Raw genomic sequence first — 20,035 nt, 5'->3', positions numbered from 1 at the left:
CCGCACGGCGGAGGACCTCGTTCTCCTGCTCCAAGAGTCGGATCCGCTTGTTCGCTTCACGCAGCTGCTTGCGCTCGTCCTCGGTGATACCGGGACGGTTGCCGTCCTCGATGTCGGCCTGCTTCAACCAGTTGGTCAGCGAGCCTTCGGAGACGCCGAAGTCCTTCGCGATCTGTGCCAGCGGCGCCTGGCCCTTGCGGGCCACGGCCACGACGTCGTCGCGGAACTCCTTGGGGTAGGGCTTTGCCACGGGGACATCCTTCCGCCTGAGGCCGAAACCTCAGAGGTCAGGTGTCAACCAAACTCGGGGCAGACCCTTACGACCGCGCCATCAACGCTCGGCCTTGACGGAGGGCTCCCGCCGCCCGCTGGGCGGGGAGCCCCTGATTGGTCTCCATGTGTGTGTCCGAGCCACAAGGCAAACTGTGCCCGTGCCTCAACGGAAGCAGCTCCCTGACATGTCGCCGGAGCAGGTGGTCGCGGTGGAGGACGCCCTGCTTGCCAATGCGGATCGGCTGCTCAATGCGGCCCTCGCGGTGCTCGACCTTGGAAGCTTCGGGCTTGCTCGGTCTCTCGCGATCCTCGGCATGGAGGAGTCCGGGAAGGCCATTGCGATCCACGAGCGACGGGTCGAGATGGCCTACGCCCCCGAGGGCGAGCCGTTCGTGACGAAGCAGCTCAATCACTTGTGGGCCAGCCACCCGAAGAAGCTTCGGCTAGTCCACAGCTTCCTGGTGGACGAGCCGTACTGGTTCGACACCATCGAGCCCGACCGCGACGGGACCGCTGCTTATCTGGGGACCATCGAACGGTGGACCGAGAGGCACAACACCCTGAAACAGCAGGGCTTCTACGTCGACCTTGATGACAACGGAGATGCGGTCGCCCCGCAAGACGTCGCCGAGGAGGAGTCGCTGGCAGACGTCGTCCGGCACGTTCACCAGATTGGCTGGCAGCTACGGCTGGGCGAGCACATTGAGGCGAAGCAGCAGGCGCAGTGGGCGGAGGAGATTCCGCCTGCCACCGAGGAAGAGCTGGAGGAGACACGCAAGCTGTTCAGCGGCGTGAAGCCCGAGGTGCTGGAGACCATCCTCGAGGCCCAGCGCCGCGGCAAGGAGGGTCGGGAGTTGCACAACGACGGCTACCGGCTGCACCTACCCGGGCCCGGCAGCAACCCGTTCGAGAACCTCGGCAAGCCGGGCTACGAGGCCGGGACGCGAGAACTGATCTGGTTGTCGGAGGATCTCGACAAGCGCGGGGAGCGGGACCGTTCGGAGCCTTAGTCCCGGCCAGTGTCGAAAGCTCCCACAAGTTGCTTTGCAGCTCGGACCTGGGCTGCACCAGCGCCGAAAGCGCCGCCGCGATCAGCTGATCACGGCTCTCGCTCGCGTGCCGTACCGTATCGCTGCACCAGCGGCGGATGGACGCAGGTATCGAACGCGCCCATGATGAAGGTGCCGAGCCGACACGGAAAGGTGGTGCTCGATCGGACTGCGCCACGTTTCATACATCGCGCGCTGCGCCGGTTCGTCGTACGTTGCTCCTGTGGAGTCGCAGAGTGCGCTCGAAACCGCTGAGAACGCGCTGCGCCAACTCATGACATGGTCGTACCGCCAGAGGTGGGGCGATGATTGGCTGGCCAATATCGTGCCCCGTGGCAAACTAGAAGCCTGGGAGCGCCGGCGAGACGCCGAACGAGAAAAGCGTGCCGTGCGCGGAGTGGCGGCGGTTCCTGAGAACCTCCTCGATTATTCCAATCTATATGACTTGATACTCATTCTGAAGACGCACTGGGAGCCGTTAGCGCCGGCCCTGGGCAGCCAGCGGTCGTTCATCCCCCTACTTGGCCGGTTAGAGACACTCCGTGATGCAATCGCCCACGGGAGACCGTTGCTTCCGTTCGAGCATGCTCTTGCCGCTGGAATCGCAGGCGATATCAGGAACAGAGTGACCATCTTCATGAGCACGCAGGACCAAGACGGTCAGTATTTCGCTCGCATCGAGACCGCTCGAGACTCATTCGGAAATCAGGTAAACGGGCCGATGCAAGACACCGGCAGCATAGGCGGCTGTCGGACGGGATTAACCGTCAGGCCAAGTGAACGCGTGCAGTTCGACGTCGTCGGGTGGGACGCGCAGGGCAGAGAGCTCCACTGGGGCCTTCACGTTCGACATCGAAGGGTCGACGCTGGAACTGGTAACGAGACCACGCTTACATGGAATGTAGCGACGGCCGACATCGGCGCGGCTTGTACCGTAATGATCGCGATGTGGCCAGAGCCCTCCGAGTACCGAAGGTACAACGAGGGTGGCTCGGACGGTCGCGCCTTCTTCTACTATAAGGTTTCCCCTCCGCTACCCGGGTAGACCTATGCTCGGAAGTGGTATCCGCTGCTCAGCCCCGCCCCTTGAAACGCCTCGAGAAATCAAGTGCGCTTCGGCGGGGTGCGGAAGTTCAACGGAAAGGCAGGCCGTGGGTGTCTCATTCCAAGTTGCCAGCCACGTCGATCTGGGCGAAATGCAGCAACCCGTTCCGTCTCAGCAGCGTCGGTGGATCTCGATGCGGCCCGGGCGGAGGCGCGTGACCTGGTAGTCGGGGTGGTCGGCCAGGGTGTGATGTCGGGAGCAGAGCAGGGCACTGTTGACGAGGTCAGTGGGGCCGCCTTCGCTCCAGGCGGTCAGGTGGGCACCGTCACTGCCGACGGCGGAGCGGGCGCAACCCTGGACGGCGCAGGTCCCGCCTTGCTGGACCACCAGGGCGAGGCGCTGCCGAGGCTTCTGGAACCGGCACCTGCGGCCCATGTCGAGGACTTCGCTGTCCGAGCCGAGGACGACGGGGATGACCCCGGCCCGGGCGGCCAGACGGCGGGCGAGGCCTGCGCTGATCGCGAGTCCGGTGTCGAGGTGCGCGGCCTTGAGCCCACCCATCAGGGACGCCAGGTCCATCGTCACGACCACGGCCGGGTCGGACCCGCCGAGCTTCGGCAGCTTCTTGGTGGGGAGCCGCTCGAGGAGCTCGCAGAATGCTCGGCCCCGCCGCTCCTCGGGCGCGAGCCGCACGCCGGTGGCTGCGTCGTTGAGCGGGATCGGGTCGGGCCGCCCGGGGTTGGTCAATGACTCGAGCATGCGTTGCAGCGCGAATCCTTGCATCAGCGGCACCCGGAAGACGCCGTCGGTGACCTGGCCGGCCTCGTCGTGGCGCAGCGAGAGGAACGTCTCCCGCGCGGCCTTCTCCTCGGCCCGGGCCAGCTGTTCGGCCAACCGGGCGTCCGCACCCTCAGGGTTGATCACCTCATCCAGGTGCTCGGCCAGGCGGCGCAGCGCAGCGGTGTCGTGGACGTGGGCTTCACCGGCCAGGAACTCCTCGGCGTCAGCGGCCTTCATGGCGTCGAGCTCGTCGGGCAGGCCGTCCAAGGCACGCACGATCACCGCAGCGGACGCGACCGGGAAGGAGCCGGCCGCGAGGGCGCCGGCGGTGAGCGGATGCTCCTGCAGCGCGCCGGCGAGCCGGACGTGCCGCCTCGCCTCAGCGGGCGCCAGCAGGACGTGCTCGCGCAGCCACGCCACCATGTTCGGAGCGGCGCCGTCGGCGGGCAGGTCGACGCGATCGGCCTCCGCCACCAGGCCCAACGCCAACGACGCGATCCGAGCCCCCGCCGCGTAGGCCTCCTCCACGCACTCGGCGAGCTCCTCCGGCGTCAGCGCCCACGCGGTGTCGGTGGTGACCTCGTCGAGCACCTCGTGCAACCGGCCCAGGAACCGGTGCAGCGCATGGCGACGCACCGAAGCCGGCCGAGGCGGCTGCTGGGGCTCTGCAAGAGACATGATCACGACAGCTTCCGAGAGGACAGCGCGACGGCTGTCGGTTGGGCGATGAGGTTGTGTCGTCGTCTCGTCTATCGTACACGTGTTCGAATAGATGCGTCAACGATCATTAGAGCACCGGCTTGACCTGGAGTGCGCTCCAGGTCGTTGAGTGGAGACATGAGCCTTCCACGACGCACCCTCGGCACCGCCGCACCTCTGACCGTCTCCGCCCTCGGTCTGGGCTGCATGGGCATGTCGGAGTTCTACGGCACCCCCGACGAGCAGGGCGGCATCGACACCATCCACCGGGCGCTCGACCTCGGCGTGACCTTCCTCGACACCGCCGACATGTACGGCCCCTTCACCAACGAGCAGCTCGTCGGCAAGGCGATCGCCGCCAGCTCGCACAGCCGCGACGACGTCCAGCTGGCCACCAAGTTCGGCAACGAGCGGCTGCCCGACGGCACCCGGGTGGGCGTCAACGGCCGACCGGAGTACGTCCGCGCCGCGTGCGATGCGAGCCTCGCCCGGCTGGGCGTGGACCACATCGACCTCTACTACCAGCACCGTGTCGACAAGACCGTCCCGATCGAGGAGACGGTCGGCGCCATGAAGGAGCTCGTCGAGGCGGGCAAGGTCCGCTTCCTCGGCCTCTCGGAGGCGAGCGCGGAGACCGTCCGGCGCGCGCACGCCGTCCACCCGATCACCGCCCTGCAGACGGAGTACTCGCTGTTCACCCGCGACCTGGAGGACGAGCTGCTCCCGGTCCTCCGCGAGCTCGGGATCGGCCTGGTGCCCTACTCCCCGCTCGGTCGCGGCATCCTCACCGGCGCCGTCACCGCGGAGACGCTCGCGCAGGGTGACAGCCGTTCGACGGCGTACTTCCCGCGGTTCCAGGGTGAGAACCTCGACGCCAACCTCGCACTCGTCGCACGAGTGCGCGAGCTGGCTGCGAGCAAGGGCGCGACGGCCGGTCAGCTGGCGCTGGCCTGGGTCCTCGCGCAGGGCGACGACGTCGTCCCGATCCCGGGCACCAAGCGGGTCCGCTACCTCGAGGAGAACGTCGCCGCTGCCGACGTCACCCTGACGGCCGAGGAGCTCGAGGAGCTGACCGCCGCCGTGCCGCGGGAGGCCGTCGCCGGCGAGCGGTACGGCGACATGAGCACGATCGACGGCTGAGCGATCCGCTACGGCTGACGGCCGACGGCCTCCGCCGCCAACCGGCGACGGAGGCCGGCGCGGCCGCCGGCCATCATCCGTCGGTGGTTCCAGCTCGCCAGCGGCCGCAGCACGGCCGCGAACGGAGCGACCGGGCCGTGCACGGTGACCTGCTGGGTCAGGTGGAGGCGGGTCCCGCCGTCGACCGCGTCGAGCCGCCAGCGGACCCACCCGCTCAGGTGACCGGCGAGCTCGACCTCGAGGAGCGGCAGCTCCCGGCTCACCGCGTGCATCACGAGGTCGAGCGTGTACGGCAGCGTCGAGCGGCACAGCACCCGGGCGTCGTCGGCGCCGAGCGAGGCGACGGCGCGGATCTGCGGCCACCACTCCGGATAGTGCTCGAGGTCGACGAGCACGTCCCTGACCGCCTCGGGCGGCGCGGGCAGCCACCACTCCTCCTCGAACAAGAACATGCGCCCATTCTGCCGATAGCGTGACGCCCATGACCGACGTGCTCTCGCAGGCGCGGGCCTGGCTCGCCGAGGACCCCGACCCCCAGACCCGCTCCGAGCTCGCCGCTCTGATCGACGCGAACGCCCTCACCGAGCTCGAGGATCGCTTCTCCGGGACCCTCGAGTTCGGCACCGCCGGGCTGCGCGGCGCCCTCGGAGCCGGCCCGAACAGGATGAACCGGGTGGTCGTCATCCGGGCGGCAGCCGGCCTGGCGGCGTACCTGCGGGACACGGGAGCCTCCGGGCCGGTCGTCATCGGCTTCGACGCCCGGCACAACTCCGACGTGTTCGCCCGCGACACCGCCGAGGTGATGACCGGCGCGGGGATCCCGGCGCTGGTGATGCCGCGGCCGCTGCCCACCCCCGTCCTCGCCTTCGCGATCCGCGAGCTCGGCTGCGCGGCCGGCGTGATGGTGACGGCCAGCCACAACCCGCCGCAGGACAACGGCTACAAGGTCTACCTCGGCGACGGCTCGCAGATCGTCCCGCCGGCCGACGCCGGGATCGCCGAGCGGATCGCCGCCGTGGGGTCGCTCTCCGAGGTTCCGCTCGGCGATGGCGGCACGGTCCTCGACGACTCGATCGTGAGCAGCTACACGACGGCGGTCCTCGGGGTGGCTCGTGGCGGCCCGCGCGACCTCGACATCGTCTACACGCCGCTGCACGGCGTCGGCGGCGACCTGACCGCCCACGTGCTGCAGGAGGCCGGCTTCCCCGCCCCGACCGTCGTCGCCGCGCAGGCCGCGCCCGACCCGGACTTCCCGACCGTGGCCTTCCCGAACCCCGAGGAGCCGGGCGCGATGGACCTCGCCATGGCGCTCGCGTCCGAGACCGGCGCCGACCTCGTCGTCGCCAACGACCCCGACGCCGACCGGTGCGCTGCGGCCGTCCCGGTCCCGGCCGCCTCGACGAGCGGAGGCGGCTGGCGGATGCTGCGCGGCGACGAGGTCGGGGCGATCCTCGGCGCGGCGCTGCTCGCCCGGGGTGCGACCGGCACCTATGCCGCCTCGATCGTGTCCTCCACGCTGCTGGGCAAGCTCGCCGCCGCGGCGGGCCAGCCGTACGCCGAGACGCTGACCGGGTTCAAGTGGATCAGCCGCGTCCCGGGGCTGGTCTTCGGCTACGAGGAGGCGCTCGGCTACTGCGTCGACCCCGGCCGGGTGCGCGACAAGGACGGCATCTCCGCGTTGCTGCTGCTGTGCGAGGTGGCCGCCGCCCTCAAGGCCGAGGGCCGCACGCTGGTCGACCTGCTCGACGAGATCGCGCTGGCCCACGGTCTGCACGCGACCGACCAGCTGTCCGCCCGGGTCACCGACCTGGCCGAGATCGGCGCCGCCATGGACCGCCTGCGGGCCACCCCGCCGACGTCGCTCGGCGGCTTCGCGGTCGAGGGGGTCGACGACCTCGCGGTCGGATCGGCCGACCTGCCCGCGACCGACGGGCTGCGCTACCGGCTCGCCGACCCGTCGACCGGCCCCGCCGGTCCGGGGCACACCGTCGGGCGCGTCGTCGTGCGGCCCAGCGGCACCGAGCCGAAGCTGAAGTGCTACCTCGAGGTCGTCGTCCCCGTCGACGCGGAGGACGGCGTGGACGCGGCGCGGATCGTGGCCGCGGAGAGGCTCGACACCCTGCGGGCCGACATCAAGGCGGCGGCCGGCATCTAGATCAGGAGCGTGACGACCAGGGCGACGAGGAGGACGCCGAGGCCGCCGATCTCCAGCCACGCCCAGTCCCGCCGGGCCGGTCCCATGGGGGCGCCGTCACGCCGGGCGGCACGGGAGCGCTCGGTGATCATCTCGCCGACCTGGTCGGCGTACTTGTCCTGCGCAGGTGGGATCTCCTGCTGCCCCGTGCCGAACGCCATCTTGTCCACAGCGCGGCGGGTGCGGTGCAGGTCGCGCATCGCGTGCCCGACGGCGCCGCTCACGTAGCGGCGGCCGCCGACGCCGATGGACAGCACCTGCCGGACGACCAGGCTCTCGATCGAGGCGAGCGGGATGACGACCGTCGAGACCATGCCCCTCAGGAGGAGGTCCGAGCCCCGGGTGCCGACCCGCGGCCGCAGGAGGACCACCCAGGACAGCAGGGCGAGGAGGAGGCCCGCGACGACACCGGCGGGCGCACCATCGAAGACGCCGATCACCCCGACGATGGCCGCCGCGACCAGACCCAGGAATCCGGTGAAACGGCCGCTCGTCACCGCGAACCAGGTCACGCTGTCATCGTCCATGAGGCACCACTCTAGGGGCGGCCATATGCTGTTCCGGTGACAGCCACCTACCCGGCGCGGGGCGCCGATCTCGACGGCCTCGTCGCCGACGTGACCCGCTCCGACGCCACCCTCCGCCGGTTCCTCCACGGCCTTCCGGGCGTCGACCAGGTCGGTGCCGAGGCGCGTGCCGCGGCCCTCGGAACCCGGTCGATCAAGACGACGGCCAAGGCGTTCGCGCTCGACCTGGCGATCCGGATGGTCGACCTGACCACCCTCGAGGGGCAGGACACCCCGGGCAAGGTGCGGGCGCTCGCCGCGAAGGCGATGCGGCCCGACCCGGCCGACCCCACGTGCCCGAGCGTGGCCGCCGTCTGCGTCTACCCCGACATGGTGGCCGACGTGAAGCAGGTGCTGGGCGACTCCGGCGTGCACATCGCCGCGGTAGCGACCGCCTTCCCGAGCGGACGGGCGGCGATGGACATCAAGCTCGCCGACACCCGCGACGCGGTCGAGGCCGGCGCCGACGAGATCGACATGGTCATCGACCGGGGCGCGTTCCTCTCCGGCCGCTACCTGCAGGTCTTCGAGGAGATCGCGGCCGTCCGCGAGGCGTGCGCGCGCCCGGACGGGACCAGCGCGCACCTGAAGGTCATCTTCGAGACCGGCGAGCTCCAGACCTACGACAACGTCCGCCGCGTGTCCTGGTTGGCGATGCTGGCCGGCGCGCACTTCATCAAGACCTCGACCGGCAAGGTGCAGCCGGCCGCGACGCTGCCCGTCACGCTGGTGATGCTGGAGGCGGTCCGCGACTTCCGCGAGGCCACCGGCCGCATGGTGGGCGTCAAGCCCGCCGGCGGCATCCGCACGGCCAAGGACGCGGTGAAGTACCTCGTGACGGTCAACGAGGTCGCCGGGCAGGACTGGCTCGACCCCGACTGGTTCCGCTTCGGCGCCTCGACGCTGCTCAACGACCTGCTGATGCAGCGCACCAAGATGACGACCGGCCGCTACTCCGGTCCCGACTACTTCACGCTGGACTGAGGACCTGATGAGCAACGTGTTCGAGTACGCGCCGGCCCCCGAGTCGCGCTCGATCGTCGAGATCAAGCCGTCCTACGGCCTGTTCATCGGCGGTGAGTTCGTCGACGGCGGCGGCGCCTCCTTCAAGACGGTCAACCCGGCCACCGAGGAGGTGCTCGCCGAGGTCGCCGAGGGGTCCTCCGAGGACGTCGACCGCGCCGTCAAGGCGGCCCGCCGGGCCTACGACAAGGTCTGGTCGAAGCTGTCTGGCGCCGAGCGGGCGAAGTACCTCTACCGGATCGCCCGGATCATCCAGGAGCGCTCGCGCGAGCTGGCGGTGCTGGAGTCGATCGACAACGGCAAGCCGATCAAGGAGTCGCGCGACGTCGACGTACCGCTCGTCGCCGCCTACTTCTTCTACTACGCCGGCTGGGCCGACAAGCTCGAGTACGCCGGCTTCGGCACCACTCCCCTGGGCGTGGCCGGCCAGGTCATCCCGTGGAACTTCCCGCTGCTGATGCTGGCCTGGAAGATCGCGCCGGCACTGGCATGCGGCAACACCGTTGTGCTCAAGCCGGCCGAGACGACGCCGCTGACGGCGCTGCTCTTCGCCGAGATCTGCCAGCAGGCCGACCTGCCGCCGGGCGTGGTCAACATCGTCACCGGAGCCGGTGCCACCGGGCAGGCACTGGTCGAGCACGAGGGCATCGACAAGGTGGCCTTCACCGGCTCGACCGCGGTCGGCAAGGCGATCGCCCGGTCGGTGGCCGGCACCCGGAAGCGAGTCACCCTCGAGCTCGGCGGCAAGGCCGCGAACATCGTCTTCGACGACGCGCCGATCGACCAGGCCGTCGAGGGCATCGTCAACGGCATCTTCTTCAACCAGGGGCACGTGTGCTGTGCCGGCTCGCGCCTCCTGGTCCAGGAGAGCGTCGCCGAGGACGTCCTCGAGCGGCTCAAGCGACGGATGGCGACGCTGCGGGTCGGCGACCCGCTCGACAAGAACACCGACGTCGGCGCGATCAACTCCGCCGCCCAGCTGGCCAGGATCCGCGAGCTCAGCTCGGTCGGCGAGGCCGAGGGCGCCGAGGCCTGGTCCGCTCCGTGCGACCTGCCCAGCACCGGCTTCTGGTTCGCCCCGACGGTCTTCACCGGCGTCACCCAGGCCCACCGCATCGCTCGCGAGGAGATCTTCGGCCCGGTGCTGTCGGTGCTGACGTTCCGCACGCCCGCCGAGGCGGTCGAGAAGGCCAACAACACGCCGTTCGGGCTGTCGGCCGGCGTGTGGACCGACAAGGGCTCGCGCATCCTGAAGATCGCCGACAAGCTCCGCGCCGGCGTGGTCTGGGCCAACACGTTCAACAAGTTCGACCCCACCTCGCCCTTCGGCGGCTACAAGGAGTCCGGATACGGCCGTGAGGGCGGCCGGCACGGGCTGGAGGCTTACCTGCGATGACGCGTCTCGATGTCCGCAAGACCTACAAGCTCTACATCGACGGCGCGTTCCCGCGCTCGGAGTCGGGCCACTCCTACGAGGTGCTCGACGGCAAGGGCCGGTTCGTGGCGAACGCCGCCCTCGCCTCGCGCAAGGACGCCCGCGACGCCGTCGTGGCGGCCCGCAAGGCGTTCGGCGGCTGGTCCGGCCGGACGGCGTACAACCGCGCGCAGATCCTCTACCGCGTCGCCGAGATCATGGAGGACCGTCGGCCGCAGTTCGTCGACGCGGTCGCCCGTGCCGAGGGCATCGGTGACGGGCCGGCCGGGAAGGTCGTCGACGCCTCGATCGACCGGCTCGTCTGGTACGCCGGCTGGGCGGACAAGATCACCCAGGTCCTCGGGAACGCCAACCCGGTCGCCGGGCCGTTCTTCAACCTCTCCACGCCCGAGCCCACCGGGGTGGTCGCGGTGCTCGCGCCCCAGGGGTCCTCGCTGCTCGGCCTGGTCTCCACGGTCGCGCCGGTCATCGTGACCGGCAACACCGCCGTCGTGGTCTCCTCCTACGCCCGGCCGCTGCCCGCCGTGACGTTCTCCGAGGTGCTCGCCACCTCCGACGTCCCCGGCGGCGTGGTCAACATCCTCACCGGGGACGCCGCCACCGTCGGCCCCTGGCTGGCCGGCCACATGGACGTCAACGCGATCGACCTGGGGGGCGTGGCGGGTCGTCCGGCGCTGGCCACCGAGCTCGAGGTGGCGGCCGCCGACAACCTCAAGCGGGTACGCCGGGCGCCGGCCGCCGAGCCGGACTGGACCGACGAGCCGGACCTCGGCGCGATGACCGACTTCCTGGAGACCAAGACGGTCTGGCACCCCATCGGCCTGTGAGTCACGCGCGGGTGGTCGTCCTGGCCGGACCGTCGGGGGCCGGCAAGTCGCGCCTCGCTCGGCGGCTCGGGCTGCCGGTGCTGCGGCTGGACGACTTCTACAAGAACGGCGGCGACCCGACGCTGCCGCGCATCGTCGACGGCCCCAACGCCGGGCTGATCGACTGGGACCACCCGGACTCGTGGCTGGCCTCCGACGCCATCGCGGCCCTGCGGTCGCTGTGCGCCGCGGGGTGCGCGGACGTCCCCGTCTACGACATCGCCCGCAACGGGCGGACCGGGCACCAGGTGCTCGACCTGGGCAGCTCCCCGCTCTTCGTCGCCGAGGGGATCTTCGCCCAGGACATCGTCGGCGAGTGCCGCGAGTCGGGCATCCTCGCGGCGGCGTACTGCGTCAACCAGCGACCCGTCACCACCTTCGTCCGCCGGCTGCTCCGTGACCTGAAGGAGCGCCGCAAGCCGCCGCTGATGCTCGTCCGGCGCGGCTGGGCGCTGACGCGCGGGCAGAACGCCGTCGTCGCCGACGCCGTGGCGAAGGGGTGCGTCGTGGTCACCCCCGACGAGGGGTACGCCGACGTGCAGCGGCTGCTGCAGACTGTCTGAGTGACGCTGCCCTTCGGCGCTGCTCTGCGCCAGCCCGACCAGACCTCCTGCGGCGCGGCCTGTGTCGTCGTGGCACGGCTGCTGCGCTCGCCCGCACCGCCCGACTCGCCCGACTCGCCCGACTCGTTCGCCGATGACGTGCTCGCCGAGCACCGTCGGCTGGTGCGGCCGGTCGGCCACTCCGGTCGGGCGCAGCTGCCCTGGCCGGCTGCGCTCGGCACTCCGCCGTGGGCGGTCGCCGATGCGCTGGGCTCGATCGAGGTTGTCCGCTACCGCACCCGCCTCGCCCGCTGGTCGCGCCCGTCGGCGTTCTCGGCCGTCTCGGCCGCCGTCGCCCACCACCCCGTCGCGCTCTACATCGGGTCGACGACGCTGCCCCGGCACGTCGTGCTGGCGATCGGCTCGTCCGACTCCGGGCTGTCGGTCTACGACCCGGCATCCGGCGGCCTGGTCACCGTCCCCCGCGACTGGTTCGTCGACGCGACGCTTCACGTCGCCGGCTGGGACGTTCCTTGGTTCGTCGTGCTGCCGAGGTGAGTGCCGCGCGACCGCTGCCATCGCAACGGACCGACCGCACCCGGCAGCGCGACCCCGACCAGGTGCCCACGGGCCCGTCCCGGCCGACCAGCGCAACCCGAGGCGCCGAACTCACCCGCGCAGGCCGGCGTACCCGTCCTTGATCTTGTGGATGATCTCGACCCGCTCGTCGTACGGCAGGAAGGCGGACTTCATCGCGTTGACGGAGAACCGCTCGAGGTCGGCCCAGTCGTAGCCGAAGGCCTCGGCGAGGAGGAAGGTCTCCTGCGTCATCGAGGTGTCGCTCATCAGCCGGTTGTCGGTGTTGATGGTCACGCGGAAGCCGAGCGAGGCGAGCAAGCCGAACGGGTGCTTGCCGATCGAGCCGACCGCGCCGGTCTGGACGTTGGACGTCGGGCAGAGCTCGAGCGGGATACGTCGGTCGCGGACGTACGACGCCAGCCGACCGAGCTCGACCGAGCCGTCGGCGGACACGGTGATGTCGTCGACGATCCGGACGCCGTGGCCGAGCCGGTCGGCGCCGCAGGGGTGGACCGCCTCCCAGATCGACGGCAGCCCGAAGCCCTCACCCGCGTGGATGGTGAAGCGCAGGTTCTCCCCCGCGAGATATTCGAAGGCGTCGAGGAAGCGGGTGGGCGGGAAGCCCTTCTCCGGCCCGGCGATGTCGAAGCCGGCGACACCCTTGTCGCGCCAGAAGACGGCCAGCTCGGCGATCTCGCGGGCGCGGGCGAACTGGCGCATGGCGGTGAGCAGCTGCCGGACCACGATCCGACCGCCGGCCTCGACCTCGGCGAACCCGGCGGCCACGGCGGCGACCGCCCCGTCGAGGGTCAGCCCGCCGGCGAGATGGTTCTCCGGGGCCCAGCGCACCTCCGCGTACACCACCCCGTCGGCGACGAGGTCCTCGGCGAACTCGCGGGCGACGCGGGTGAGGTTCTCCGCCGACTGCATCACCGCGATGGTGTGCACGAACGTCTCGAGGTAGCGCTCGAGCGAGCCGGACGTCGCGGCCTCGTGGAACCACTGACCGAGCGACTCGGGGTCGTCGGCGGGCAGCTCGTGGCCGATGGCCGTGGCGAGCTCGTGGACCGTCGCCGGGCGCAGGCCGCCGTCGAGGTGGTCGTGCAGGACGACCTTCGGCGCCGCCTGGATCTCTTCGTAGGTGGGCATCAGGCGATCCTCTCCATCACGAGCGGGTCAGGGGTGAAGGCCGTTCCGGCCGGGGCGATGTCGAAACCGCCCTCCAGGGACGCCAGCGCCCGCTCGAAGCGGGCCGGGTCGTCGGCGTGCAAGGTGAGCAGCGGAGCGCCGGCGATGACCGTGTCGCCGGGGCGGGCGTGCCAGACGACGCCGGCGCCGGGCGAGACCGGGTCCTCCTTGCGGGCCCGGCCGGCGCCGAGGCGCCAGGCGGCCAGGCCGACGGCCATCGCGTCCAGCCGGGTGAGTACGCCGGACGAGGGCGCCGTGACGACGTGCTGCTCGGCCGCCACCGGGAGGGGCGCCGACGGGTCGCCGTCCTGGGCCGAGATCATCCGGCGCCAGGCGTCCATCGCGGAGCCGTCGGCGAGCTTGTCCGCGGGGTCGACGTCGGTCATGCCGGCGCCGAGCAGCATCTCCCGCGCCAGCGCGACGGTCAGCTCGACGACGTCGGCCGGGCCGCCGCCGGCGAGCACCTCGACCGACTCGGCGACCTCGAGGCCGTTGCCCGCGGTGAGGCCGAGCGGCGTGGACATGTCGGTGAGCAGCGCGACGGTGTGGACGCCCGCGTCGGTGCCGAGGTCGACCATGGTGCGGGCGAGCTCCTGCGCCTGGGACAGCGACTTCATGAACGCCCCCGAGCCGACCTTCACGTCCAGCACCAGCGCCCCGGTGCCCTCCGCGATCTTCTTGCTCATGATCGAGGAGGCGATGAGCGGGATGGACTCGACGGTGCCGGTGACATCGCGCAGCGCGTAGAGCTTGCGGTCGGCCGGCGCCAGGCCCGTGCCGGCTGCGCAGATGACCGCGCCGACGTCCTCGAGCTGGGCGAACATCTCCTCGTTGGACAGCGCGGCGCGCCAGCCCGGGATCGCCTCGAGCTTGTCGAGCGTGCCGCCGGTGTGGCCCAGACCGCGGCCGGACAGCTGCGGCACGGCCACGCCGCAGGCAGCGACGAGCGGCGCGAGGGGGAGCGTGATCTTGTCGCCGACGCCACCTGTCGAGTGCTTGTCGGCGGTGGGTCGCGACAGGGACGCGAACGACATCCGCTCCCCCGTCGCGATCATCGCGTTGGTCCAGCGGGCGATCTCCCGGCGGTTCATCCCGTTGAGCAGGATCGCCATGTTGAGCGCCGCCATCTGCTCGTCCGCGACGACACCGTCGGTGTAGTTCCGGATGACCCAGTCGATCTGGCTGTCGCTGAGCTCCCCGCCGTCGCGCTTGGCGAGGATCACCTCGACCGCGTCATGCTCCGCCACTGACAACCACCTTCCGATAACCCTTGAGTACGAACGTCCCGCGCGACTCCGGCTCGGCCGCGAGCGCCAGACGGGGGAACCGCGCGAACAGCGCGGCGAGCGACTCCGTGAGCTCCATCCTCGCCAGCGGCGCCCCGAGACAGAAGTGGATTCCCGCGCTGAACGCGAGGTGCGGGTTGGGGTCCCGGTCGGGCCGGAACTCGTCGGCCGCGTCGAAGACGGCGGGGTCACGGTTCGCCGCGCCCAGCAGGGCGGCGACCTTCTGGCCCGGCTCGACGGTCACGCCCAGGATCTCGACCGGCTCGACCGCCGTCCGCTCGAAGAGCTGCAGGGCCGAGTCGTGGCGGAGCATCTCCTCGACGGTCAGCGCGGTGTCATCCGCGGGCCGGGCGCCGGCGCGCAGCATCGACACCAGGCCGTTGCCGAAGACGTTGACCGACGCCTCGTGACCCGCGTTGAGCAGGAGGACGACGGACGCGACGACCTCGTCATCGGAGAGGCCCTCGGTCAGCTCGGTCGCCACCAGGTCGGAGATCAGGTCGTCGGCCGGCTGCGTCCGCCGCTCGGCGACCAGCTCGCGGACGAGCCCCGCGAAGTCGGCCGCGGCAGCGACCGCCGCGTCGATGGTGGCCTGCGACGGCGCCACCTCGTACATCCGCACGATCGCCTGCGACCAGTCGCGCAGCTGCGGGGCGTAGGTCGCCGGCACACCGAGAAGCTCGGCGATGACGAGGACGGGCAGCGGCTCGGCGTACGACCCGATGACGTCGAAGCCGGCGGACGGGTCGACCTCGTCGAGCAGCTGAGCGGCGAGCGCCCGGACGCGCGGGCGGAGCCGTTCGACGTGCCCGCGGTTGAAGGCGGCGGCGACCGGTCGGCGCAGTCGCGTGTGGACCGGCGGCTCGTTCTCCATCATCTGGTTGCGATGGAGCAGGTTGAACGGCTCGAGCTGGTCCTCCGGGGTGCGGTCGCGCCACAGCCGCTGCAGGCGGCGGTCCCGCAGCACCGCCGAGGCCGCGGCGTGGCTGAAGGTCAGCCAGGTCCCGGCCGGCCCCGTCGATCCGGACCACGCGATCTCGTGGCGGTGCCGCTCCTGCGCGAAGGACGGGTAGGGGTCGGCGGCGAAGGCGGCTGAGCTCAGGTCAAGCGAGGTCGTCGGGGCCGAACGCATCCGGCAGCACCTCGCTCATCGGCTTCACGCCCGAGACGGTCCAGAGCAGCATCGACGCGCCGCCGTTCTCCCACAGCAGCTGGCGGCAGCGGCCGCAGGGCATGATCACCTCGCCCGCACCGTTGACGCAGACGGCGTGGGTCAGCCGGCCGCCACCGGTGAGGTGCAGCTGGGAGACCATCCCGCACTCCGCACAGAGCCCGACGCCGTACGACGCGTTCTCGACGTTGCAGCCCGTGACGAGTCGGCCGTCGTCGACGATCCCGGCCACCCCCACGGGGAAGTGGGAGTAGGGCGCGTAGGCGTGGGTCGCCGCCTCGATCGCCTTCTCCCGCAGGCCCTCCCAGTCGAAGTCGCCGTCCGTCATCCCGCGCTGCCCTTGCGGTAGACCTGTCCGTCGGCCTTCGGCATCCGCAGCCGCTGCGAGAACAGCGCGAGCACCAGCAGCGTGGTGAGGTAGGGCGTCATGCCGGTGAAGTCGCCGGCGATCTCGTCGGTGACCAGGAACAGCACGACGAGCAGCACCGCGGCACCGGCGCTGACCAGGGCCTGGCGACGGTTCTTGCGGAAGAGCGCGAGGCCGAAGACCACGAGCAGCACGGCCAGCAGCAGGAGCAGCGCGTGCACCGACTCGCCGCCGGACCGCAGCCGCAGGGCGTCGGTGTAGCCGAACAGGCCGGAGCCGGCGGCCAGGCCACCGGGTCGCCAGTTGCCGAAGATCATGGCGGCGAGGCCGATGTAACCGCGGCCGCCGGTCTGGCCCTCGCGATAGACCGTCGAGTCCTGCACCAGGTAGGCACCGGCCAGGCCGGCCAGGGCGCCAGAGATGATCACGGCGATGTACTTGTAGCGGTAGACGCTGACGCCGAGCGACTCCGCGGCCGCGGGGCTCTCGCCGACCGAGCGGACCCGGAGGCCGAACGTCGTGCGCCAGAGCACCCACCAGGTCAGCACGAAGAGGAGCACGCCGATCAGGGTCAGCACCGTCAGGCGGCTGGTGAGGCCGTTGACGATCCCGGCGAGGTCGGAGACGAAGAACCAGTTCTTCTCCGCGATCGAGTGCGCGGCGTCGGCGACACCCGGCACGTCGAAGGTCGACATCGGGGTGACCTGCGGCGACTGCGTCGGGCCACCGCCGGGGTGGCCGGTGAAGGCGAGCCCGGCGAGGTACTGCGCCGCACCGAGCGCGATCACGTTGATCGCGACACCGGAGACGATGTGGTCGACCCCGAAGCCCACGGTCGCGATGGCGTGGACGCCGCCGGCGAGCGCACCGAAGAGCAGCGCGAACGCGACACCTGCCCACATGCCCCACTGGTAGCCGGCCCAGCCGGCGCCGAAGGTGCCCATGATCATCATGCCCTCGAGGCCGATGTTGACGACGCCGGAGCGCTCCGCCCAGAGACCGCCGAGACCGGCGAGACCGATCGGCAGGGCCGCCCGGATGGCGGCGCGCACGGTGCCGGACGACGCCACGTCGTCGGCGCCGGTGATCACGCGGAGCAGCGCGAGCAGCAGGATCACGCCGGCGAGTGCCAGCAGCACGACCGGCCAGGTCGGACGTACCTTGCGGACGGTCGTCGCCGCCTTCTCCAGGGCCCCTTCCACGGTCGAGCTCATGCGGGGACCTCCTCGGCCTGGCGCGAGGCCGCCAGCTGCGCGGCGACCCGGCGCTGCTCGGCGGCGTTGTTGTAGCGGCGTACCACCTCGTAGGCGATGACGACCGAGAGCACGATGACTCCCTGCATGATGTTGACGATGTCGTTGGAGACGCCGGCCTTGAGCTGGAGCGAGTTGGACTGCTCGTTGAGGAAGGCGAAGAGCAGGGCCGCCAGGGCGATGCCGACCGGGTGGTTGCGGCCCAGCAGCGCGACGGCGATGCCGGCGAAGCCGAGACCGGTCTGGAAGGTCAGGCCGTAGTTGTAGGCGTCACCGAAGAGCAGGGGCATGCCGATCAGGCCGGCGACACCGCCGCTGATGAGCATGGACACGACGACCATCTTCTTGACGCTGACGCCGGAGGCGACGGCCGCCGACTCGGACATGCCGGTCGCGCGGAGGTTGAAGCCGAACACCGTGCGGTTGAGCAGCAGCCAGTAGAAGATTCCGGCCAGCACGGCGAGCACCGACAGCGTGTAGATCGCGTTCGGGGCATCACCGACGAGCTTGAAGCCGGCCAGCTGGCTGCTCGCCGGGATGGTCGTGGTGTGGATGTTGTTGCTGCCCTTCTCGGCCACCTGGCGCAGGAAGTAGGCCACCAGCGCCGTCGCGATCGAGTTCAGCATGATCGTCGAGATGACCTCGCTGACGCCACGCGTCACCTTCAGCAGGCCGGCGATGCCCGCCCACAGCGCGCCGACGACGACCGCGACCAGGATGCTGAAGAGCACGTTGAGCTTGCCCGGCATCCAGGCCTCGCCGGCGACGTAGGCCGCCGCGAAGGCGGCGATCCGGTACTGACCGTCGACGCCGATGTTGAACAGGTTCATCCGGAAGCCGACGGCCGCGGCCAGCGCCGAGAGGTAGAGCACCGAGGCGGCGTTGATGATGTTGACGACGTTGCGCGGGCGGGGCTGGGTGAAGATCGTCTGCCACACCGTGCCCACCGGGTCGCCGGCCGCCGCCAGCACGATGCTGGTGACGAGGACGGCGAAGACGATCGCGAGCAGGGGCGCGGCGAGCGTCAGGCCCGCCTTGCGGGGGTCGAACGTCATGCGGGGACCCCCGCACCGGTCATGGCCGAGCCGAGCTGCTCGGGGGTCACGGTCTGCGGGTCGACGCTGCCGACCAGGCGCCCGCGCAGCATCACCTGGATGCTGTCGGAGAGCCCGATCAGCTCATCGAGGTCCGCGGAGATGAGGAGCACGGCGAGGCCTTCCCGTCGGGCGGTCTTGATGTGGTCCCAGATCGCTGCCTGGGCGCCGACGTCGACGCCGCGGGTGGGGTGCGCCGCGATCAGCAGCACGGGGTTCCCCGACATCTCGCGGCCGACGATCAGCTTCTGCTGGTTGCCGCCGGACAGCGCCCGGGCGGTCGTGTCGATGGACGGCGTCCGGACGTCGTACGCGGCGACGATCCGGTCGGTGTCGTTGCGGGCGCCGCGCCGGTCGACGAACGGGCCCGTGCGGTTCGGCTCCTGGGTCTGGTGGCCGAGCATGCGGTTCTCCCACAGCGGCGCGTCCAGCAGGAGACCGTGCCGGTGCCGGTCCTCGGGGATGTAGCCGACCCCGGCCTCGCGGCGGCGGGCGGTCGACCAGGCCGAGATGTCGACGTCGCCGAGGGCGACGGTGCCGGTGGCCTTGCGCATGCCCATGATCGCCTCGACGAGCTCCGCCTGGCCGTTGCCCTCGACGCCGGCGATGCCGAGCACCTCACCGCGGTGGATGTCGAAGGAGACGTCGGTCAGCAGGTCGCGGCCACCCAGCGGGTCGGTCAGCGACAGGTCGCGGACGGAGAGCTGCACGACGTCGGTGACGGTCGAGGTCTCGGTGCTGGGCGAGGGCAGCTCGGAGCCCACCATCAGCTCGGCGAGCTGGCGGGCGGTCGTGTGCTTCGGGTCGACGGTGGTGACCGTCCGCCCGCGGCGGATGACGGTCACGTCGTCGGCCACGGCGAGCACCTCGTCGAGCTTGTGGGAGATGAAGAGCACGGTGAGGCCCTCGGCCTTGAGGCCGCGCAGGTTCTCGAAGAGCTCGTCGACCTCCTGCGGGACGAGGACCGCGGTCGGCTCGTCGAGGATGATCGTGCGGGCACCTCGGTAGAGCACCTTGAGGATCTCGACGCGCTGCCGGTCGCCGACGCCGAGGTCCTCGACCAGCCGGTCGGGGTCCACGTCGAAGCCGTAGGCCGACGAGAGCTCGCGGATGCGGGTGCGGGCCCGGTCGCCGCTGCCGTAGAGCTTCTCGGCCCCGAGCACGACGTTCTCGAGCACGGTGAGGTTGTCGGCGAGCATGAAGTGCTGGAAGACCATGCCGATGCCGGCCGCGATCGCGTCGGACGGCGAGTGGAAGGACATCTCCTGGCCGTCGACCTCGATCGTGCCGGAGTCGGGCTTCTGGACGCCGTACAGGATCTTCATCAGCGTCGACTTGCCGGCGCCGTTCTCGCCGACGACGGCGTGCACGGTGCCGCGTCTGACGGTGACGTTGACCTGGTCGTTCGCGATGACACCCGGGAACCGTTTCCCGATGTCGGTGAGGCGGACGGCGATGAGGTCAGGCTCGCTCACGAACCCTCCT

The 20,035-nt window shown here is 70.8% G+C and carries 20 protein-coding genes; 9 read left to right on the top strand and 11 right to left on the bottom strand.

Going from position 1 to position 20,035, the window contains the following annotated elements; genetic code table 11:
- Positions 1-250, bottom strand: a 250-nt coding sequence (locus tag BM236_RS14270) for a transposase (protein WP_217645323.1), incomplete at its 3' end; no start/stop codon positions are given.
- 208 nt (positions 251-458) lie between these two features.
- On the opposite strand from BM236_RS14270, the gene BM236_RS14265 reads away from it, so the two are divergent.
- The gene (locus tag BM236_RS14265; protein WP_175507695.1) at positions 459-1,283 is read left to right on the top strand and encodes an AbiV family abortive infection protein; all 825 of its coding nucleotides are present in this window, start codon (positions 459-461) and stop codon (positions 1,281-1,283) included.
- A gap of 262 nt (positions 1,284-1,545) precedes the next feature.
- Complete coding sequence (locus BM236_RS18735) at positions 1,546-2,367, top strand: hypothetical protein (RefSeq protein ID WP_139230117.1); 822 nt, start codon at positions 1,546-1,548, stop codon at positions 2,365-2,367.
- Between the two features lie 171 nt (positions 2,368-2,538).
- Here BM236_RS18735 and BM236_RS14260 read toward each other — a convergent pair whose 3' ends face one another.
- The gene (locus tag BM236_RS14260) at positions 2,539-3,825 is read right to left on the bottom strand and encodes an HNH endonuclease (protein ID WP_139230116.1); all 1,287 of its coding nucleotides are present in this window, start codon (positions 3,823-3,825) and stop codon (positions 2,539-2,541) included.
- Positions 3,826-3,984: 159 nt separating this feature from the next.
- On the opposite strand from BM236_RS14260, the gene BM236_RS14255 reads away from it, so the two are divergent.
- The gene (locus BM236_RS14255) at positions 3,985-4,986 is read left to right on the top strand and encodes an aldo/keto reductase (RefSeq protein WP_091125013.1); all 1,002 of its coding nucleotides are present in this window, start codon (positions 3,985-3,987) and stop codon (positions 4,984-4,986) included.
- A gap of 8 nt (positions 4,987-4,994) precedes the next feature.
- Here BM236_RS14255 and BM236_RS14250 read toward each other — a convergent pair whose 3' ends face one another.
- Positions 4,995-5,438, bottom strand: coding sequence for an SRPBCC family protein (locus tag BM236_RS14250; RefSeq protein ID WP_091125010.1), 444 nt, complete (start codon positions 5,436-5,438; stop codon positions 4,995-4,997).
- A 29-nt stretch (positions 5,439-5,467) separates the two neighbouring features.
- Between BM236_RS14250 and BM236_RS14245 the strand changes: the two genes are divergently transcribed.
- Positions 5,468-7,141, top strand: a complete 1,674-nt coding sequence (locus BM236_RS14245; RefSeq protein WP_091125008.1) for a phospho-sugar mutase — start codon at positions 5,468-5,470, stop codon at positions 7,139-7,141.
- Here BM236_RS14245 and BM236_RS14240 read toward each other — a convergent pair.
- Positions 7,138-7,707: a hypothetical protein gene (locus BM236_RS14240; protein ID WP_091125006.1), complete on the bottom strand. Its 570-nt coding sequence runs from the start codon at positions 7,705-7,707 to the stop codon at positions 7,138-7,140. The genes BM236_RS14245 and BM236_RS14240 overlap by 4 nt on opposite strands.
- Positions 7,708-7,743: 36 nt before the next feature.
- On the opposite strand from BM236_RS14240, the gene deoC reads away from it, so the two are divergent.
- Genes deoC through BM236_RS14215 form a run of 5 tightly spaced genes read left to right on the top strand, consistent with a single transcriptional unit; the run spans position 7,744 to position 12,170 of the window.
- The gene (gene deoC / locus BM236_RS14235) at positions 7,744-8,730 is read left to right on the top strand and encodes a deoxyribose-phosphate aldolase (RefSeq protein ID WP_091125004.1); all 987 of its coding nucleotides are present in this window, start codon (positions 7,744-7,746) and stop codon (positions 8,728-8,730) included.
- 7 nt (positions 8,731-8,737) lie between these two features.
- Entirely contained in the window at positions 8,738-10,165 is a 1,428-nt protein-coding gene (locus tag BM236_RS14230; RefSeq protein WP_217645344.1) for an aldehyde dehydrogenase family protein, read from the top strand.
- A complete protein-coding gene (locus BM236_RS14225; RefSeq protein WP_091125002.1) occupies positions 10,162-11,031 on the top strand; it encodes an aldehyde dehydrogenase family protein in 870 nt (289 codons plus the stop codon). Before BM236_RS14230 ends, BM236_RS14225 begins: the two co-directional genes overlap by 4 nt.
- Positions 11,028-11,633, top strand: a complete 606-nt coding sequence (locus tag BM236_RS14220) for a uridine kinase family protein (RefSeq protein ID WP_091124999.1) — start codon at positions 11,028-11,030, stop codon at positions 11,631-11,633. The genes BM236_RS14225 and BM236_RS14220 overlap by 4 nt, the downstream gene beginning before the upstream one ends.
- On the top strand, positions 11,634-12,170 hold the full coding sequence (locus tag BM236_RS14215; protein ID WP_091124998.1) for a hypothetical protein: 537 nt from the start codon (positions 11,634-11,636) through the stop codon (positions 12,168-12,170). It abuts the gene before it with no gap.
- A 111-nt stretch (positions 12,171-12,281) separates the two neighbouring features.
- Here the strand turns inward: BM236_RS14215 and BM236_RS14210 are convergent, their stop codons facing one another.
- Genes BM236_RS14210 through BM236_RS14180 form a run of 7 tightly spaced genes read right to left on the bottom strand, consistent with a single transcriptional unit; the run spans position 12,282 to position 20,025 of the window.
- Entirely contained in the window at positions 12,282-13,340 is a 1,059-nt protein-coding gene (locus BM236_RS14210) for an adenosine deaminase (RefSeq protein WP_091124995.1), read from the bottom strand.
- Positions 13,340-14,626: a thymidine phosphorylase gene (locus BM236_RS14205; protein WP_091124993.1), complete on the bottom strand. Its 1,287-nt coding sequence runs from the start codon at positions 14,624-14,626 to the stop codon at positions 13,340-13,342. The genes BM236_RS14210 and BM236_RS14205 overlap by 1 nt, the downstream gene beginning before the upstream one ends.
- Positions 14,613-15,797, bottom strand: a complete 1,185-nt coding sequence (locus tag BM236_RS14200; RefSeq protein WP_091124990.1) for a cytochrome P450 — start codon at positions 15,795-15,797, stop codon at positions 14,613-14,615. The genes BM236_RS14205 and BM236_RS14200 overlap by 14 nt, the downstream gene beginning before the upstream one ends.
- On the bottom strand, positions 15,769-16,164 hold the full coding sequence (locus tag BM236_RS14195; protein WP_091124988.1) for a cytidine deaminase: 396 nt from the start codon (positions 16,162-16,164) through the stop codon (positions 15,769-15,771). The genes BM236_RS14200 and BM236_RS14195 overlap by 29 nt, the downstream gene beginning before the upstream one ends.
- The gene (locus BM236_RS14190; protein WP_091124986.1) at positions 16,161-17,417 is read right to left on the bottom strand and encodes an ABC transporter permease; all 1,257 of its coding nucleotides are present in this window, start codon (positions 17,415-17,417) and stop codon (positions 16,161-16,163) included. Before BM236_RS14190 ends, BM236_RS14195 begins: the two co-directional genes overlap by 4 nt.
- On the bottom strand, positions 17,414-18,511 hold the full coding sequence (locus BM236_RS14185; RefSeq protein WP_091124984.1) for an ABC transporter permease: 1,098 nt from the start codon (positions 18,509-18,511) through the stop codon (positions 17,414-17,416). Before BM236_RS14185 ends, BM236_RS14190 begins: the two co-directional genes overlap by 4 nt.
- The gene (locus tag BM236_RS14180) at positions 18,508-20,025 is read right to left on the bottom strand and encodes an ABC transporter ATP-binding protein (RefSeq protein ID WP_217645343.1); all 1,518 of its coding nucleotides are present in this window, start codon (positions 20,023-20,025) and stop codon (positions 18,508-18,510) included. The genes BM236_RS14185 and BM236_RS14180 overlap by 4 nt, the downstream gene beginning before the upstream one ends.
- Between the last annotated feature and the right edge of the window lie 10 nt (positions 20,026-20,035).

This window comes from Nocardioides terrae, from assembly GCF_900112345.1.
Lineage (GTDB): Bacteria > Actinomycetota > Actinomycetes > Propionibacteriales > Nocardioidaceae > Nocardioides > Nocardioides terrae.
Note: the sequence above shows the minus strand (reverse complement) of the source record. Positions and strands in the feature narration are given on the sequence as shown.

Excerpts from the sequence above, each read along its gene's own strand:
- BM236_RS14260 (WP_139230116.1), bottom strand. The coding sequence starts at position 3,825 with ATGTCTCTTGCAGAGCCCCAGCAGCCGCCTCGGCCGGCTTCGGTGCGT.
- BM236_RS14225 (WP_091125002.1), top strand. The coding sequence starts at position 10,162 with ATGACGCGTCTCGATGTCCGCAAGACCTACAAGCTCTACATCGACGGC.
- BM236_RS14240 (WP_091125006.1), bottom strand. The coding sequence starts at position 7,707 with ATGGACGATGACAGCGTGACCTGGTTCGCGGTGACGAGCGGCCGTTTC.
- BM236_RS14210 (WP_091124995.1), bottom strand. The coding sequence starts at position 13,340 with ATGCCCACCTACGAAGAGATCCAGGCGGCGCCGAAGGTCGTCCTGCAC.
- BM236_RS14250 (WP_091125010.1), bottom strand. The coding sequence starts at position 5,438 with ATGTTCTTGTTCGAGGAGGAGTGGTGGCTGCCCGCGCCGCCCGAGGCG.
- BM236_RS14185 (WP_091124984.1), bottom strand. The coding sequence starts at position 18,511 with ATGACGTTCGACCCCCGCAAGGCGGGCCTGACGCTCGCCGCGCCCCTG.
- BM236_RS14230 (WP_217645344.1), top strand. The coding sequence starts at position 8,738 with ATGAGCAACGTGTTCGAGTACGCGCCGGCCCCCGAGTCGCGCTCGATC.
- BM236_RS14255 (WP_091125013.1), top strand. The coding sequence starts at position 3,985 with ATGAGCCTTCCACGACGCACCCTCGGCACCGCCGCACCTCTGACCGTC.
- BM236_RS14195 (WP_091124988.1), bottom strand. The coding sequence starts at position 16,164 with ATGACGGACGGCGACTTCGACTGGGAGGGCCTGCGGGAGAAGGCGATC.
- BM236_RS14245 (WP_091125008.1), top strand. The coding sequence starts at position 5,468 with ATGACCGACGTGCTCTCGCAGGCGCGGGCCTGGCTCGCCGAGGACCCC.
- BM236_RS14200 (WP_091124990.1), bottom strand. The coding sequence starts at position 15,797 with ATGCGTTCGGCCCCGACGACCTCGCTTGACCTGAGCTCAGCCGCCTTC.
- BM236_RS14190 (WP_091124986.1), bottom strand. The coding sequence starts at position 17,417 with ATGAGCTCGACCGTGGAAGGGGCCCTGGAGAAGGCGGCGACGACCGTC.
- BM236_RS14265 (WP_175507695.1), top strand. The coding sequence starts at position 459 with ATGTCGCCGGAGCAGGTGGTCGCGGTGGAGGACGCCCTGCTTGCCAAT.